Source organism: Spirosoma sp. KCTC 42546 (assembly GCF_006965485.1).
Taxonomy (GTDB): Bacteria; Bacteroidota; Bacteroidia; order Cytophagales; family Spirosomataceae; genus Spirosoma.
Map to the genome: position 1 here is coordinate 5,330,640 of NZ_CP041360.1, position 15,280 is coordinate 5,345,919.

Consider the following 15,280-nt stretch of genomic DNA (forward strand, 5'->3'; position numbering starts at 1 on the left):
GGCTGGGCAGGTGACGAGACCGGCGACGAACTGAATGCTACACTTCGGAATTCCCGCTATTTCCGCGACCGTGACTTGAACCTATGAGCCGTTATTTGTTCGACACCAATATTTGTGTGCTTATCATTAAGAACGAATTCGACCTTAAGCAGAAGATGGCTCAAGTTGGTGCCTTATCGTGTTTATTGTCCGAAATTACAATTGCTGAATTACTATTCGGGATTGAGAACGGTGCACCTGATCGACGGCCGAAAAACTGGAAAAATCTAGAATTTATTCAAGGCATTTTTCAAAATCGTATCCTGCCTATCGGCGAAGTCTCGCATGAATATGCCCGGCAAAAGGTCTCTCTACGGCGAATGGGACGCACAATCGATGAATTTGACGTATTAATAGGTTCGACAGCTATCGTTCATGATTTGATTTTAGTAACGCGTAACACACGCCACTTTGCTGACATGAGCGGACTAAAGTTGGAAAATTGGATCGATAAATAAGAGATGGGATTACAACCAGTTTAATTTATAGCTTTTGATTTTGTACCTCTTAAAGTGTATATTTTCTCGGACACGAATAGCTACAGAACCCTTTAATTGGGTGGACTTTCCAATTACAAGCTTTTTCATTTTTAAATAAAATTAGTATGAGCTCACATAGCGTGTTTTTAGTCCCAATATTCTTTTTGTTCTTAACATTTGTCTTTGTCCTGTGGGGCAAGCTAAGTCAGATCATTGCCAATCAAAAAGAAGCACTTGAGCTTCATAAAGAGTTGCTGAAAGAACTACAGAAACACGGCTAGCCATTACTGTGAATATGGCCATAATATGGCTTCGTACTTTACTTCCCAAAGTACGAAACGCATTAAGAATGGATGACTGCTACAATTCGCTGTAAGGATGAAGACATTCACTTCAGTAGGCTACAATCAGTTTAATCTGTTGCTTTAGCTCGATGTAGCTGTAAGGTTTCTTGAAATAGCCTTGAACTGTTATATCGTAAGCGGTTTGAACCAGGGCTGGGTTAACAGCCGTCGTAATGAATACGAATGGAATCGATTTACGCCGGAGATACTCATTTTCATTCAGGCGTTTACGCAATTCAATGCCTCATTTTCGTATTTCTTTGAATAGCACGAAAGTGGAGTATTACGGCCGCAGAATGGGTAAATGCCCCGAAAGCATTTATTTTGACCTATCTTGTTACAATATATACGAGCGAATATATTGTGACAAAAAACGCCCGTTTATCCAAGACGGCTTAGTGACCTTGCTTGCTAGAGGCTGTGTCTTTTGAGCTACTAAAATCCGCCCGGTGGCCCAGCCGAATGGCCCAGTTGACGTTGTGTTCAAAAGCGACCTATCCCAGAATCAGCCTAAATACCGCAAGGCCCAGACCTACTCCGGCCATATTTAAAGAGAGAAGACCCGATTTATGGGCAGGTTTAGTAGGACAACTTTACGCTACGAGCGGACTCTGGGTTAGGGATCGATTACGTCTTTAATGGACAAGCTTTACCGTCCGGCCTTCGTCTCCGGCACTAACCGTCAGGAAGGTTTTGCCTCGCAGCCAGTCGCCCCGCATTATCTGCTCAACCGGCTCGTTGGTTGCTACATAACCGCCGTGCCGACAGGATACTGTTTTTCCGATTGGCGTAGGGCAACCGTTGGTTTCGTTGGCTTCTTCGCCTGGCGCGTAGAGCGTGGAAGGGCTAAACCGATGGCCTTTCGCGCACAAGTCGGCCACACCCACGCCATTCTCGGTTCGAATTATACTTGTTTTGTTGGGCTGTCGCCCAAAGCGACAACAGACAGCTTACAAGTAGAAGGACGTGTTTCATGCCCGGGTGATTAGTTCAGCCTGGTTAAGGCACTGGTGAAATCAATCAGATAGGTCTAACTACTGTGCCAAAACCTAAAGAAGCCCTTTTGAACCAGTAGCTGTGGTTAGCCCTAACTCGGATCTCCATAAACGGACGAGCGATAGGTTGGTTAACTAAATGCCACATTAACTTCGGTCAACCTCTCCAAGTGGTCATCAATGGCAAGCGGGTATACAATGGCCCTGTCGCATATGACCGGGCTTTTTTAATGGCACAATACGCTAAGGAGCTGGATCATCAGGCGCTATGGGTCAACCGCCTAACCTTCCCGGTCAAGTAAGGTAATCGGTGCGGTTCCCCGCCGGGAGCAGCTTTTAAAGCGACTCACTTTACAACCCGTTTGGTTGAGGATATAACGATGGTCAAACCCGATATGGCCCTGATTCATGTTCGCACCGATCTAAGCATGTGGTGACTCCCCTACCTGGAAGAAGAATCTCGCCTAAGTCAGCGTAACAAACGTACACTGGACTTCTCAGCAAACGGATTTGGACTTTTCAGAAAAGCCGTGCGAAGGAACGTACTCTAATTTTGCCTTATAAAAATTAACAACTATGGCAAAGACAGTTTTAGTTACAGGCGCTTCGGCAGGAATTGGAAAAGCAACGGCTATTTTACTAGCCCAGAACGGGTACAATGTCTACGGGGCTGCACGCAGGACCGAGAAAATGCACGATCTCAGAAGTTACGGCATCAAGCCAATTGCGTTGGACGTAACTTCTGAGGAAAGTATTGTTAATTGTGTGCAACAAATTACGAAAGAAGCAGGAACGATTGATATTCTGGTCAATAATGCCGGTTTCGGTTCGAGTGGAGCGGTAGAAGATCTATCCATCGATGATGCACGGTATCAGTTAGACGTAAATTTGTTTGGTGCCATGCGGTTGACTCAATTGGTACTACCGAACATGCGGGCAACTAAATGGGGTAAAATTGTGAATGTTTCTTCCATAGGCGGCAAAGTTGCTTTTCCGCTGGCCGGTTGGTATCATGCCAGCAAATTTGCGCTGGAAGCATTAAGTGACAGCTTACGAATGGAAGTAAAACAATTCGGGATTGACGTAATTGTTATTGAACCGGGTGGGATAAAATCAGAGTGGGCCGACATTTCCAATGAAAAAATGACAGCCGTCTCGGGACATACTGCCTATAAAGACATGGTGGCCTCCACGCAGAAAGCAACCACGAACCTGGCACTCCCAGAACCAATCGTTATTGCGAAATTGATCAAAGAAGGCATTGAAGCGAAACGCCCTAAAACGCGCTATGTCGGTGGCTATGGCGCAAAACCAATCCTTTTTTTACGAAAAATTTTGTCTGACAATTTGTTTCAGAAGGTGATTTTGAGTCAAACAAATGGCTGATATCCGACGTATATGCAAAAGCAACCTCAGCAACATATCGTTTTGTACGCCTGTACAAAAGATGAATTCGGACACGATCCTTTTGTGTCCGAGCATTGGCTGGTACTGATTGTTTCGGGCAGCTCAGACCTATTTTCGCAGCAGGGCATTGTTTCACATCCTGCTGGAACACTGGGCTTGATCAGAAAAAATCAGCTGGTAAAAGCGGTGAAGAGGGTTGGCGATACCCACACGTTTTCCTCGATCAGCATTTGTTTAGATCAAAAAACGCTACAGAAATTCAGCACAGACTATGGCGTAGTAGCAGACAGTACGTACGTCGGTGAATCGAATGTGATCATGGACGTCGATCCGTTTATGAAAAGCTATTTTGATTCGCTGATGCCGTATTTCGCGCAGCCCGAAAAACTGACCCCAGCCCTCGCGCAGATAAAAACAATGGAAGCCATTGAGTTATTATTGCGCAACGCTCCGCTGAAAAACTTTTTATTCGATTTCAGCGAACCGCATAAACAGGATCTGGAAGCGTACATGAATCGACATTTTTCATACAACGTACCCCTCGCCCAATTTGCGAAACTGACAGGCCGGAGTCTTTCGGCCTTTAAACGCGACTTTGCGGTCATCTTTCAATCAACACCTGAACGATGGCTACAAAAAAGGAAGCTGGAAATGGCCTACTTTCTCATTGCACAAAAAAAGAGAAAACCATCCGACGTTTATTTAGAAACCGGCTTTGAAAATCTTTCTCACTTTTCCATAGCGTTCAAAAAAGAGTATGGCGTAAACCCCTCCGTGTTGTTACGCCACACCAGCGTTACGCCCCCGTCGGTCAATAGCCCATCTACTGCCTAGGGGGATTTACGCCCCGCTTGTCGCCACTTCCGAAGGGGTTTTGCCGAAGGTTTTTTTAAATACAAATGAGAAATGAGACAAGTCTTCAAAACCTACTTCCAGATAGACAGTGCTTGGTTTCTGATGTTGACGGCTGAGTTGGAAATACGCTTCGTCCAATCGTTTCTTCAGTAGCCAGCTTCCGGGCGGCATGCCAAAGGTTTTTTTAAAATCCCGTTTGAACGATGAAACGCTTCGTCCGGTCAGGAACGCAAATCGTTCCAGGCTCACATTGAACCGAAAATTTTGCTGCATGTATTCTTCCAAATCAATTTTGTGGGGACTGCTAAAATTGAAAAAGATAGACGCTAATTCGGGTTGTGACCTCAACAAAATTAACAATAGCTCCTCCCGTTTAATATCGGCAAATGTTTCGTCCAGCTCTGAATCACTGGTGTAATAGGGCTCCAGCGATTGTATATACTGCTTTATGAATGGATTCTTGTTGACAAACAGGAACGAATCACCGTAGGTTGAGAGGCCTACCGGGTAAGAATGCCGTTCGGTAAAGCGTTTTAAGAATGGCTCATCCAACGTAATGATGATCTTGACAAACTGGTCATCTTCTTTGAACTTGGTATAGCGAATCAAATGATTTTTCCGGGCGATGAAGCAATCGCCTGATTGCATACCATAGCGCTTTCTTCCGTCATACGCCTTCATCGATCCCTTCAGCAGGACCATAAAGTAATGCTCGGATATAACCTGTTCCGGTGAAATTTCAGGTCCTAAATGGCAGGAATGGATTTGATTGATAGTCAATTTTTTGACGGCTGAAGGTAGCGCACAAATTTATTCCGTAATCTCACTATCCAGGCTGGCCAAAATAGCCTCTTCTTTACTTCGTGGGTGCCAATCTAACATGTCTTTCGCTTTTTGATTCGACATATCTATGTAATACGTTGGATCAATAGGCTTCAGATCGGCCATCATACCGGCTTTTTGGGAGCGTTCTTTTTTGATAAGCTGAGCCACGTCATAAAAGCTGACCACGCCATCTGAGGTCGCCAAAAAGCGTTGGCCATTGGCTTGGGGTAGCACCATCGCTTTGATATGAATATCGACCACATCACGCACATCAACCACCCCAAACGTAAAGTGGGGACTGTCGGTAACCGTACCGTCAACGAGTGCTTTAATCACTCCCTCATACGAAGCCGGATAAATTCCGCCAATAACAGGGCCAAAAATGCCTACCGGATTGATAACCGTCAGTTCCAACCCCGCTCCCTGATGCGTAATAAAATCCCAGGCCGCTTTTTCAGCGATTGTTTTGGATTTGATGTAGGGTTGAACAGGGGCGTTTTCATCGGTCCAGTCGTTCTCCGTAAACGTATGCCTTTTGGGGTCGATACTGTAGCCAATCGCAGCAAACGAAGAGGTCATCACCACTCGTTTGACACCCGCTTTCCAGGCAGCTTTCAAGACCCTCAATGAACCATCACGAGCCGGTATGATGAGATCGTTCTCGTCTTCAGGCTGTACTAATGGAAAAGGGGAGGCTACGTGCAACACATAGGTGCATCCCTGGGCCGCTTCTTCCCAGCCCCCATCAGAGGTCAGGTCGGCTTCCACATAGGACAATTTTTCAAAATCGACAATTCCGGATTCTTTCAGGGCATGAACGATAGCTTCTTTTTTAGCCAACGAGCGCAGTGTCGTTTTAACGGTATATCCTTTTTGGAGCAGCTTCAAAATTGTGTGAATCCCCACAAAACCAGTCCCCCCGGTTACTAATACGGTTTGATTATCCATTGTTTCCTGTTTTTGAATACAGGGCCAAAATTGGGGGATAAACCGGCGGACAGGTTTGTTGTAAAGGTCAAGTTTTGTTTGTTGTGGAGGTCAACTATCAGCAAGGGGGCACGAAAAGGTTGGTTATGTTTGAGGCTGAAGACCCTTAGCCACCGAGTAGCTAGGCAGATTTTTTGACGTAGCGATTCGACGACTGTACTACTTTCAGATGATGCACAGCAAACGACCGCTTACGAGATACTTGCCGCAGTTCTTTATCACTGCCATTTTGAGCTAACTACTGTCTCAACTTGTCACTCGCCAATCAATGTCTCTGCAACAACACGCCTGAGTTTATGAGACATAACGTTGGGCTTTAAAACGACCGCAAGTCGAGCGCGACTCCAAGACGAACCATGAATGATCTGCCCGGCGACCCGGTTCTATTCGGAAGTGCTAACCTTGATTAGTGGCGTTTATGGGCAGCCTTATGCTCCTCAGCGCACGACAACTTAAAGCAAACGCAGTTGCCTGGCTTTTTCTACAGCTTTACTGCGGCTGTCCACATCCAGTTTTATGTACAGATCTTTCAGTCGGGTTTTCACCGTATTCAGGGAGATGAATAGCGTGTCGGCTATTTCCTGGTTGGTCAGATTCCCGGCCATCAACTGGAGGGCTTCCCGGTCGCGGGTGGTTAGGTTGAACTGGACAGCGGGAGAGTTTTTGCGTTTTTCAATCTTCCGCCTGAGTTTATCGATAAACTGTTGGGGGAGTTTTTCCGCTGCGGTTGCCTGACTTTTAAATACTTCTTGGAGCAGCGGGTTGATCTTATCCAGGTAATTGAGGTGATACATTAAAATGTCATCGGTGGCCGCATAGCGCAGCGAGTCGGTTAAGCTCGACAGCGCTTTTTCCCGCTCGCCCGTCGCCAGGAAAACCAGGGTAAGAAACACGTTGATTTCTATCATGCGCTCAATTCGATTCTGAGTGCTGGCCATCTCATAGAGCTGGGACAGCAGTTGAAAGGCATCCTCTAGTTTATGTTCGGCCATGAGCAGCTGAACCAGCGACATGTAGCGGTACTCCTCGGTATACGAAATGGGCTTGCCTGTTTCAACGCCATGCATGTCAAGAAAAGCGCGGGCTTTTTCCAGCTCGTTCTGGATCACGAGCAACGTGGCTTTTATGCCAATGTACATAGACTCCCGGAATGGATTGACCTTGTGTTTTTGCATGATCGTTTCCATTTCCTTTATTTTCTGTTCCGCCCCTACCAGATCTCCCTGCCCATGCAACACCACCGCATAAACGACCAACACCAACACTTTGGAGGTCATATCCGCTTCCTGAATACATAGGTTATAGGCTATTTTTATGTTTTCCGCAGCCTCCTCCAGATCGGCCCAGAAGTACTGGATAGCCGCCATGTTGGCAAATAAAACGGCAAACGTCCAGTCTGTTTTTACCAGGGAAGCATACCCATTTTCTTTCAGAAATTCCAGAAGATCAACGCTACGTTGGTAGGAAACTTTATAGTGCCCTAATCTCCCCTCATTGAAAGCCAGGGTAGTAGCAATGGTGGTTATGAGGTAAATGTTGCCCGATTTCTTACCGAACGCCAAGGCCTTTTTTAAGGCCTCGGTGCTTTCTTGGAGGTTTCCATTGGCTAGCTGGGCCGTCCCTACCGCATACCATCCCCAACTGAACCATAAAGGGTCTTCTTCCGAAAGATTGTCCAGCGCGATCCGGCAGTAGTCAAGGATTATATCCGGCTTGCCCAGAAAGGAATGCTGGTAAGCCATAGCCACCGCCAGTTTGCCTATTAATTTATGCTGGTCTGGCGTAGCTGACCCGTTTGCGATCGTTTGCCGGGTCAGTTGTTCGGCACTGACCAAAAAAGGGGCGGCCTTTTGAAGTTGTCCGGCCGTAATCAATACCCAGGCGTAGAATAAGCTAAAGCCCGGATTCTTTTTTATAAGCTCGCCCGGCAATCGGTCACCATAGTTCATAATAGACGAGTGGAGACCAGTTTCCCACAGGCTCTCCGCTACGTTGACCAGCAACTCAATGGCTTTATCATAATTCTGGGTTTGAAGCAGATGCTCAATGGCCAGGGGAATCTGGTGGTTCTGCTCAAACCAGGCGCTTGCATTAGTATGTAGCCTACTCACAAGCGCTTTCTCTTTTGTGTAAAGACGTTGTTTTAATAAATCGGCGAACAGGTGATGATACCGGTACCACTTGCGCTCCGTATCTAGCGAAATGATAAAAACGTTATTCTTCTCCAGCGTTTCGAGAATCGTTTGACTATCCTGACGATCCAGAACAGCATCGCAAAGCGGTCCGGACAATTGGTCTAAGAGGGAGGTTTGCAGTAAAAATTCTCTGACTTCGGGGGTTTGTATCTTTAGCACTTCCTCAATCAGATAATCCATGATATACCGGTTATCTCCCTTAAAATTCTGAATAAAAGCAGCGCTATCGTCTCGCCCATGGAGGGCAATAGCAATGAGTTGCAAACCCGCAATCCAACCTTCGGTTTTATAAGCCAGGGCCTGAACATCTGCCGTACTGAGCTTTAATTTAAGGGTCCGGTTAAACAGAAGATGAATATCAGTCGGCGAAAAACTAAGGTCAGCTGCCCTTAACTCGACTAACTGGTGCTGACTTCTCAGTTTTGCGATGGGTAAACTGGGGTCGGCCCGGGTGAGAATAACCAGGTGGATGGTAGAGGGTATATGCTCGATAAAATAGGCCAACAAGTCTAAAATCTCCCGGTTCGTAATGACATGTAAATCGTCCAGTACGAGGCAGAAGTGGGTGGGGAATGCCAGCAGTTCATTCAGCAAAAGCTGAACAACAGACCGCTGACTTATCTGACCTGGCGAGTGCAGCAGTTTCATCGCATTATCGCCAAATTGAGGAAAGAGTTCCTGAATGGCGGAAATCAGATAACTCAAAAATTCGGCCGCATCATTATCGCTGGTATCGATAGAATACCAGGCCGCAGGAATCTGCTGCTGAATGATCCAGTCACTAACCAGCGTTGTTTTCCCAAAGCCTGCCGGTGCCGAAATGAGCATTAATTTAGTTTTCAGGCCCGCAGTCAGTTTATCAAAAAGCTCTGAGCGATGAACGGTTTGGCTACCGGGCGGAGAAATATGCAGTTTTGTTAACAGCACATCGTTCTCCTTATGGCTATTCCTATCGGCCACAGGAAGCACAGTACTGAGTTTGTTAGGTAGGACCTGTATTCCCTTGAGTTGGGTGGGCAGTGGAACCTGGATACCTGGATTCGTAATGGCAAATACTTCTACGGTGTCTGTTACATTTTTTAGCGCAAAATGGCCTAAAGAGGCCGTTGAAATCGTTGGCTGATTGCTCAGTTCATCATTTAATTTCCCTGATATAAGAATAGCCCCAGCCACGCCAAGGTTTTCGATCCGGGAAGCTACGTTCACGCCATCGCCATACACTTCTGTCTGGTCAAACACAATATCGCCCATGTGCAGGCCTATGCGGAGGGCAACAGGCTCTCCCTCCCGCAAGCTTTTTTGAATGGCAATAGCACATTGAACGGCTTCGACAGCACTTTTAAACACACTTAATACGCCATCGCCATAATACTGTATAATCCTTCCCTGGTGTACCAGATGTTGTTGCTCAAATACCCCACGATGGCGCGCCCGAACAAGTGAGGCAACCTGTTCATCTCGCTGCGTTAACGCTGTATAGCCAATAATGTCGGCAAACATGATCGCAGCTAATTGCCGCACTTTATTTTCATCCATGACCTATTCGTTTGGGGGCGTGGGCACAAGGTATCGAAAGAAATCGACTATGAAGCGGATATAAGTCTTTGTCAGGCAAGATGATACAACCGGTTAGGTACGTACCAGACAGGCACCGAGAGATGCTCGATTAAAAATCCCGGTTCTGACGAATCCAAACGGCCTAAACGCTTACGTCTCGGGCAACGTTAGGGCTCCATTTCCTTTTTAGCACCCGTTCTCCATCTACCGATGTGCCTTGGCAATCTGAACGAGCGTGTTTGATCAACGGCCAGTTTTAGTTTGCTCGACCCAGGTAGTTCTTTTTAGAAACCTCACATCTGCTGGTTTTCGGCTGATAATATCAATCAGTATTTACTGGGTAGTAACGCTTAGCGAACACTCTTTCCGGGAGCAGTACGAAAAGAACAAATAAAATCACTTCATTGCGATCAAGTTCAGTTGGTTTGATCCTTAAAATCAGGCACTACCTTTCCCTAATAAATAAGGGGTTGTTGGTACCATACATTACCAGGGAAAAAGCCCATTCAATGAAGAAACAGTATAGCGTTACCTAAACACTATGACAAACAGAATTGCCATTGTAACAGGGGCGGCCCGCGGGATCGGGCTTGCAACAACAAAATTATTTTTGAATGATCATTGGCGTGTCGCTATGGTTGACTATGACGCAGCGGAGTTACAAAAAGCATCGGAAGAATTGCCAGGTACCCTGCCGATTTATTGTGACGTTTCTACACCGATCATGGTTCAAGAAATGGTATCAAACGTACTCGATACGTTCGGACGCATCGATGCATTGATCAATAACGCAGGGGTAGCCATTTTCCAACCGCTCGAAAAAACGGATTTTGACGCCTGGCGAACGATTATGGCTACGAATCTGGATGGCGTTTTTCTTTGTACACAGGCAGTTATACCAGCGTTGAAAGAGAGTCGGGGGTGCGTCGTCAATATAGCCTCTATTTCTGCTCTTCGCGCCAGTACCCTGCGTGTCGCCTATGGAACCTCAAAAGCAGCTGTTGTTCACCTAACCAAGCAACTGGCCGTAGAACTGGGAGATTATGGTGTTCGGGTCAACTGCGTGTCACCTGGCCCGGTAAAGACTAAGTTGGCGGAAGCCGTTCATTCACCAGAAATTATCAAAGCCTATTATGATGGCATCCCATTGAATCGCTCGGCAACTGAGCAGGATATCGCCGAAACAGTCGTCTTTCTTTGCTCTGAAAAGGCCTCCTTTATTACAGGGCAGATGATTGCCGTTGATGGCGGATTCGATGCTACGGGTATCGGTCTGCCAGCCCTCCGGGCATCAAGACAATGACTGGTTGGCTACTGCTTAAACCTTCTTTCAATCTCCTATACACAATGCATTACAACTACCATAGTGGCAGGTTAGATAAGTAGGTCGAATCTTCAATTGAAGTGCATCCCCGATCTGTCTAGGGTGTGAATGGAAAAAAAATTTGATTTTTATTCCCTGACTTCGACGCCGTGGTTCGGTGCCCTGCTGGCACATACTGTTCGAGTCTACTCTACTGTGCCGAAAAATCAGCAACATAAGAAGCCGGTCCATTGAATTTGAGCTTGGCTTTTGAGTGGCCAAAACAACCCATCCCTACGCCTACATCGCCAACCCAATTCGAACAATTGGGCTACAACGGGCTATCGAATATGACATCGGCAAGCAGCCTGTGGAAGCAGTTAACGAAACGGGCTTCGGCACCCAGTTGGTGGAATTGCTCGTCCGCCAGTTCGATGGTATTCTAATCTACCAGAGCCAGGACGGGATGCTCGTCAAACTCCGAGTCAACCGACCAGCCGTTGCCTAAGGCCGAATTTCGTCCAATTATGCACTAGTCAACCACAATCAAGGTTATCATTTTGCCAGCCTGTCTAAACTCGCTCGCTCGGTAGCCAGGCTGGATTGAAATCGGTTAAGGGTATGCTCAAGTTGCCGAAGTGAAGTACTTCGGTAAGACTCTTTAGAATTGATAGACTGTACATTGGCAAGCCGATGCTGCATTCGACTAATGGCCATTTCTAACTTGACAATACTGCTTTCGTGTCGATTGATCCGGTTGGTTATAAATTCACTAGCCCAGGAATGGCAGATGGATTTAACAGGGGTTGGGGATTTTAGAACGGTCAGCCATTCTTGCTCTAAGGCTCGGATAGCTGGCAGACAGGGTTGCCCATCGAAAGCCTCAACAGGCAGTTGAAGTAAACTGTCTCCATCACACACGGAAGCGTTTAGCAGAACATGGCCTCTTGACGAGATATTGGTTAAAACCTCGAAGCCTTTTTCTAATTCTGAATTTTCAAAATAGAACTTCTGGCGTTCTCCTTGTTGATTAACCGCGGTTAAATAGAAAATCATGCCCGATTAACGTTAAATAAACCTGTCGCTTTACGAATTAAGTATGTTTTCCTTCCCATCTGCTAAAAACAGGACTCCCAATCTTTCCTACCCTAGCTGCATTCGTGTTACGTACTCTTTGGGCCGGAACACGAGAAGAAGCGTATAGTCATTCAAAAAATCGGGGTGATCTCCTGCAAAAACAAAATTCTGACCGGCAAAATCAATACACGTGTATATGAATTAGGATATGGTCTTGGGTTGAACTATCTGTTATCCTGTATGCAACCATTAACAGGTAAATAAATAGCTAGACTGATGTCCTTCGTAGTATATTGCGTGTGGCTATCCGTTTAAAATTGACCTCTTTATAAAAGGACAGTTCGATGTAACTTTATCTTTCAGGTAGTAGCAGAGTTTGGTTAATCGTTAAAACTACTATTGGGATGCAAACACTTGTCCCAATAATCGATGATAGCACTCATCTGTGCTTTCAGGAGGGCAAAGGTGGTTTCTTTTTTAAAATATCCCTGAATAGTCATGCTATAAGCCTGATTGACAAGGCCTTGGTCGGCAGCTGTTGTTAAAAAAACGAACGGAATAGACTTCATTTTTAGATACGCATTCAGATCAATAAGCTGACGAAGTTCTATACCATTCATGTTCGGCATATTTACATCGCATAAAATCACTAAAGGGGGTTCCAGGGTAGCAATTAAATACTCAATGGCCTCAACGCCGTTACTAAAAAAGACCAGTGGATTAATAACTTCCAAACTTTTAATTGCTTCCTGAATAAAGAGTTTATCATTCTCGTCATCTTCAATAACAACAATTGGAGCTTTGCTCGTCATAGTATGTAGGTCAAACGTAATTACGGTTTTTGTAAGTTGTCAGCCACAGTGATCGTTCGATTTTCTGAAGGGCAGACTAACAAATATAACAAAAGTAAGGTAGGATCAGGCGTACAGTCGCCTGGCATTGAGCTATAGCCGTAACCTACGCTACCACCAGTCGGGTGTCCTGAATCGAAAGCCGAAACAGAGTACCATTCTGTAGTAACCATTCGCCATGGCCATCGAGTTGTTCGCTCAGGGAGGTAATCAGGCGTTTACCAAATGAATTTCGCGGGTTGAGTTGCTGCCCGTCAGAAAGATCAATGCCCGGTCCATTATCCTGCACTTCCAACGTCATACCCGTTCGACCTTCGTGCCGATTCTGCTGAAGCTCAATCCGAAGCAACGGCCGCTGCCCGGCCAAATAGGCATATTTAAAGGCATTGGTAGCCAGTTCGTTCACAATCAATCCCAAAGGGATGGCCACATCGACATCCAGTTCGGGCAGATCGACATTGAGTTGCAGGTCGAACGTATCACGCTGGTATCCATACGCTTGTATCAGACTGTCGGCCAGATCGGTGAGGTATTCAGCCATGTTTACGGTCGTGAGCTGATCGGTCTGGTAAAGCCGCTGGTGAATCAATGACATAGCCTCAACGCGTTGCTGACCAACCCGCACTGCCTGAATGGCCTTTTCATCGTCGAGCCGGTTCGATTGGAGTTTTAGTAGACTGGACACGATGGCTAAGTTATTTTTAACGCGATGGTGCAGTTCCTTCATCAGTACACGTAACTGATCCGCCTGATTGCCTAGCTGTTGACTGTTCGCGGTAATGATACTGTTCTGAATCGATAGTCGCTGGTTTGTTTGGCGGATAATGAAGTATTGAGCGACCAGAGTACTCAGCAACACCAGCAGTATCCCCAATCCCCCCGTCATGTACTTGATTTTCTGCGCGCGCTGTTGATTGTGCTGATCAAGTTGCGCAATCTGGGTGATTTTCTTCTGGGTATCATACTTGGTTTCCAGCTCGGCCACCGCTTTGGCTTTCTCGACCTCGGCCATTGCTTTGATCTGCGCAATCCGGCGGGTCTCCTCCGACTCAATAAGCGCAATCTCCTTTGCCTTGCGGGCTTCTACCTGAGCAATGGCCTGCGTTTCGGCCAGTTCCAGGTTCGCTTTAATGGTTGCCAGCGCATTAGCCTGTTGCAGGGCGTAGCGGCCCTGCAATTGGGCAATCGTGCGGGTTTTGTCGAGCGTCATCAGGGAATCTTCTACCCGTTTGTGCATCGTTACGGCCGCGTATGCTTTCTGATAATTTCCGACGGCTGCGTACGCACGAGCTAACTCACCATACACTGAACTTGTCAATGGCGATTCCTTAGCAGCTTTTACGGCATCCAGCGATTTTTCGGCGTAATAAACAGCCGAGTCCGGGCGGTTCAGCCCCCGGTAGGCGAAGGACAGATTGCGGTAGTTATGGGCCAGACTACTGAGTTTTTTTAGGGGCAGATTGATCGTTATTGCCTTTTTTAGGTAGGTAATAGCCGTTTGATACTGGCCTGTTACGTTATAGTTTTTGCCGAGGTTGTTATACAGAACGCGGTAAGCTTCGGCGCCTGCATGCAGCTGATCGTTGATGGCGATGGCCTTAAAAAAATAGTCTCGACCGATCGGGTACTGCCCCATATCCTCGTAGATAATACCCGCATTGATATAATTATCGACCAACTGGGCTGTCAGGTTAAAACGCTGATTGAGGGCGATAGCCTGCTGAATGTGAGCCAGACCCTGTTTGGTCAGATTACGAACGTGTTGACTGTCGCCCATCATCTTATAAAGCCAGCCCATATTATTATACACCGGAGAAGATAGAGCCGGTTTTCCCGCTTTGGTATAGTGCGTAATAGCAGCCTGGTAGCAAATCAGAGCCTCTTCGTATAGCCCCTGGTGCATTCGTATTACGCCCTGTAGCCGGTTATAGTCGCCTAATCCCACCTGGTAATTTAGTTGCTGGCTAAGTTGAGCCACCAATTTCAGGTAGGTCTCAGCCGAATCCGACTGACCCTGTTTATAGAAAGCGTTGGCAATATCGTAGTACGACTGAGCCCGACTCGTGTCCGGTAAATTACGGGAAAGCAATATGGGGCGTCTATCCGTATTCTTTTGCTGGGCCATTGCTGGATAGCCCACGAGTGTCAGCAGAAGAAGCACGCTGGCAATACACCAATGGTGAGGTATCATGTAGCTAGGGAAAAGAAGGTTAAAAAGATCAGCGAAGTAAGAATCACGTTACCGTAACTGGTAAAAATAATGTGATTATACTCCGTTTTGCTTACTCAAAGCGGAATATAATCACATTATTTTTACCAGTTATCATCTGTTCAGCCATTAAAACTATTAACACCCGAAAATAGCA

The 15,280-nt window shown here is 46.4% G+C and carries 15 protein-coding genes; 6 read left to right on the forward strand and 9 right to left on the reverse strand.

The genetic code is table 11. The features are described from left to right. Window positions 1-83: 83 nt before the first annotated feature. On the forward strand, window positions 84-497 hold the full coding sequence (locus tag EXU85_RS21880) for a PIN domain-containing protein (protein ID WP_142774134.1): 414 nt from the start codon (window positions 84-86) through the stop codon (window positions 495-497). Window positions 498-643: 146 nt separating this feature from the next. Further along, a complete protein-coding gene (locus EXU85_RS35445) occupies window positions 644-799 on the forward strand; it encodes a hypothetical protein (protein ID WP_168207844.1) in 156 nt (51 codons plus the stop codon). Between the two features lie 112 nt (window positions 800-911). Here EXU85_RS35445 and EXU85_RS21885 read toward each other — a convergent pair whose 3' ends face one another. From EXU85_RS21885 to EXU85_RS36015, 3 genes are all read right to left on the reverse strand, one after another. Beyond that, window positions 912-1,097 (reverse strand): hypothetical protein, encoded by a 186-nt coding sequence (locus tag EXU85_RS21885; RefSeq protein ID WP_142774135.1) that lies wholly within the window; start codon window positions 1,095-1,097, stop codon window positions 912-914. 400 nt (window positions 1,098-1,497) lie between these two features. After that, window positions 1,498-1,749 (reverse strand): hypothetical protein, encoded by a 252-nt coding sequence (locus EXU85_RS21890; protein ID WP_142774136.1) that lies wholly within the window; start codon window positions 1,747-1,749, stop codon window positions 1,498-1,500. 389 nt (window positions 1,750-2,138) lie between these two features. Continuing rightward, window positions 2,139-2,267: a hypothetical protein gene (locus tag EXU85_RS36015; protein ID WP_256365995.1), complete on the reverse strand. Its 129-nt coding sequence runs from the start codon at window positions 2,265-2,267 to the stop codon at window positions 2,139-2,141. Window positions 2,268-2,433: 166 nt separating this feature from the next. Here EXU85_RS36015 and EXU85_RS21895 point away from each other — a divergent pair, with 166 nt between their 5' ends. Further along, window positions 2,434-3,243, forward strand: coding sequence for an oxidoreductase (locus tag EXU85_RS21895; protein ID WP_142774137.1), 810 nt, complete (start codon window positions 2,434-2,436; stop codon window positions 3,241-3,243). Between the two features lie 12 nt (window positions 3,244-3,255). Next, window positions 3,256-4,098 (forward strand): AraC family transcriptional regulator, encoded by an 843-nt coding sequence (locus EXU85_RS21900; protein WP_142774138.1) that lies wholly within the window; start codon window positions 3,256-3,258, stop codon window positions 4,096-4,098. A 6-nt stretch (window positions 4,099-4,104) separates the two neighbouring features. Here the strand turns inward: EXU85_RS21900 and EXU85_RS21905 are convergent, their stop codons facing one another. The 3 genes from EXU85_RS21905 to EXU85_RS21915 all read right to left on the reverse strand — a co-directional run bounded on the left by EXU85_RS21905 (window position 4,105) and on the right by EXU85_RS21915 (window position 9,662). After that, entirely contained in the window at window positions 4,105-4,821 is a 717-nt protein-coding gene (locus EXU85_RS21905; RefSeq protein ID WP_210422398.1) for an AraC family transcriptional regulator, read from the reverse strand. 108 nt (window positions 4,822-4,929) lie between these two features. Continuing rightward, on the reverse strand, window positions 4,930-5,892 hold the full coding sequence (locus EXU85_RS21910) for an aldehyde reductase (protein ID WP_142774140.1): 963 nt from the start codon (window positions 5,890-5,892) through the stop codon (window positions 4,930-4,932). A gap of 491 nt (window positions 5,893-6,383) precedes the next feature. Continuing rightward, complete coding sequence (locus tag EXU85_RS21915; protein ID WP_142774141.1) at window positions 6,384-9,662, reverse strand: LuxR C-terminal-related transcriptional regulator; 3,279 nt, start codon at window positions 9,660-9,662, stop codon at window positions 6,384-6,386. A 562-nt stretch (window positions 9,663-10,224) separates the two neighbouring features. Between EXU85_RS21915 and EXU85_RS21920 the strand changes: the two genes are divergently transcribed. Together EXU85_RS21920 and EXU85_RS21925 are read left to right on the forward strand one after the other, a co-directional pair. Beyond that, the gene (locus EXU85_RS21920) at window positions 10,225-10,986 is read left to right on the forward strand and encodes an SDR family NAD(P)-dependent oxidoreductase (RefSeq protein WP_142774142.1); all 762 of its coding nucleotides are present in this window, start codon (window positions 10,225-10,227) and stop codon (window positions 10,984-10,986) included. A 274-nt stretch (window positions 10,987-11,260) separates the two neighbouring features. Continuing rightward, entirely contained in the window at window positions 11,261-11,494 is a 234-nt protein-coding gene (locus tag EXU85_RS21925; protein ID WP_142774143.1) for a hypothetical protein, read from the forward strand. A gap of 47 nt (window positions 11,495-11,541) precedes the next feature. Here EXU85_RS21925 and EXU85_RS21930 read toward each other — a convergent pair whose 3' ends face one another. From EXU85_RS21930 to EXU85_RS21940, 3 genes are all read right to left on the reverse strand, one after another. Beyond that, complete coding sequence (locus EXU85_RS21930; protein ID WP_142774144.1) at window positions 11,542-12,042, reverse strand: hypothetical protein; 501 nt, start codon at window positions 12,040-12,042, stop codon at window positions 11,542-11,544. A 401-nt stretch (window positions 12,043-12,443) separates the two neighbouring features. After that, entirely contained in the window at window positions 12,444-12,875 is a 432-nt protein-coding gene (locus tag EXU85_RS21935) for a response regulator (RefSeq protein ID WP_142774145.1), read from the reverse strand. A gap of 145 nt (window positions 12,876-13,020) precedes the next feature. After that, window positions 13,021-15,105 (reverse strand): histidine kinase dimerization/phosphoacceptor domain -containing protein, encoded by a 2,085-nt coding sequence (locus EXU85_RS21940; protein WP_142774146.1) that lies wholly within the window; start codon window positions 15,103-15,105, stop codon window positions 13,021-13,023. Window positions 15,106-15,280 lie beyond the last annotated feature (175 nt).

Excerpts from the sequence above, each read along its gene's own strand:
- EXU85_RS21880 (WP_142774134.1), top strand. The coding sequence starts at position 84 with ATGAGCCGTTATTTGTTCGACACCAATATTTGTGTGCTTATCATTAAG.
- EXU85_RS35445 (WP_168207844.1), top strand. The coding sequence starts at position 644 with ATGAGCTCACATAGCGTGTTTTTAGTCCCAATATTCTTTTTGTTCTTA.
- EXU85_RS36015 (WP_256365995.1), bottom strand. The coding sequence starts at position 2,267 with ATGAATCAGGGCCATATCGGGTTTGACCATCGTTATATCCTCAACCAA.
- EXU85_RS21895 (WP_142774137.1), top strand. The coding sequence starts at position 2,434 with ATGGCAAAGACAGTTTTAGTTACAGGCGCTTCGGCAGGAATTGGAAAA.
- EXU85_RS21900 (WP_142774138.1), top strand. The coding sequence starts at position 3,256 with ATGCAAAAGCAACCTCAGCAACATATCGTTTTGTACGCCTGTACAAAA.
- EXU85_RS21905 (WP_210422398.1), bottom strand. The coding sequence starts at position 4,821 with ATGGTCCTGCTGAAGGGATCGATGAAGGCGTATGACGGAAGAAAGCGC.
- EXU85_RS21910 (WP_142774140.1), bottom strand. The coding sequence starts at position 5,892 with ATGGATAATCAAACCGTATTAGTAACCGGGGGGACTGGTTTTGTGGGG.
- EXU85_RS21915 (WP_142774141.1), bottom strand. The coding sequence starts at position 9,662 with ATGGATGAAAATAAAGTGCGGCAATTAGCTGCGATCATGTTTGCCGAC.
- EXU85_RS21920 (WP_142774142.1), top strand. The coding sequence starts at position 10,225 with ATGACAAACAGAATTGCCATTGTAACAGGGGCGGCCCGCGGGATCGGG.
- EXU85_RS21930 (WP_142774144.1), bottom strand. The coding sequence starts at position 12,042 with ATGATTTTCTATTTAACCGCGGTTAATCAACAAGGAGAACGCCAGAAG.
- EXU85_RS21935 (WP_142774145.1), bottom strand. The coding sequence starts at position 12,875 with ATGACGAGCAAAGCTCCAATTGTTGTTATTGAAGATGACGAGAATGAT.
- EXU85_RS21940 (WP_142774146.1), bottom strand. The coding sequence starts at position 15,105 with ATGATACCTCACCATTGGTGTATTGCCAGCGTGCTTCTTCTGCTGACA.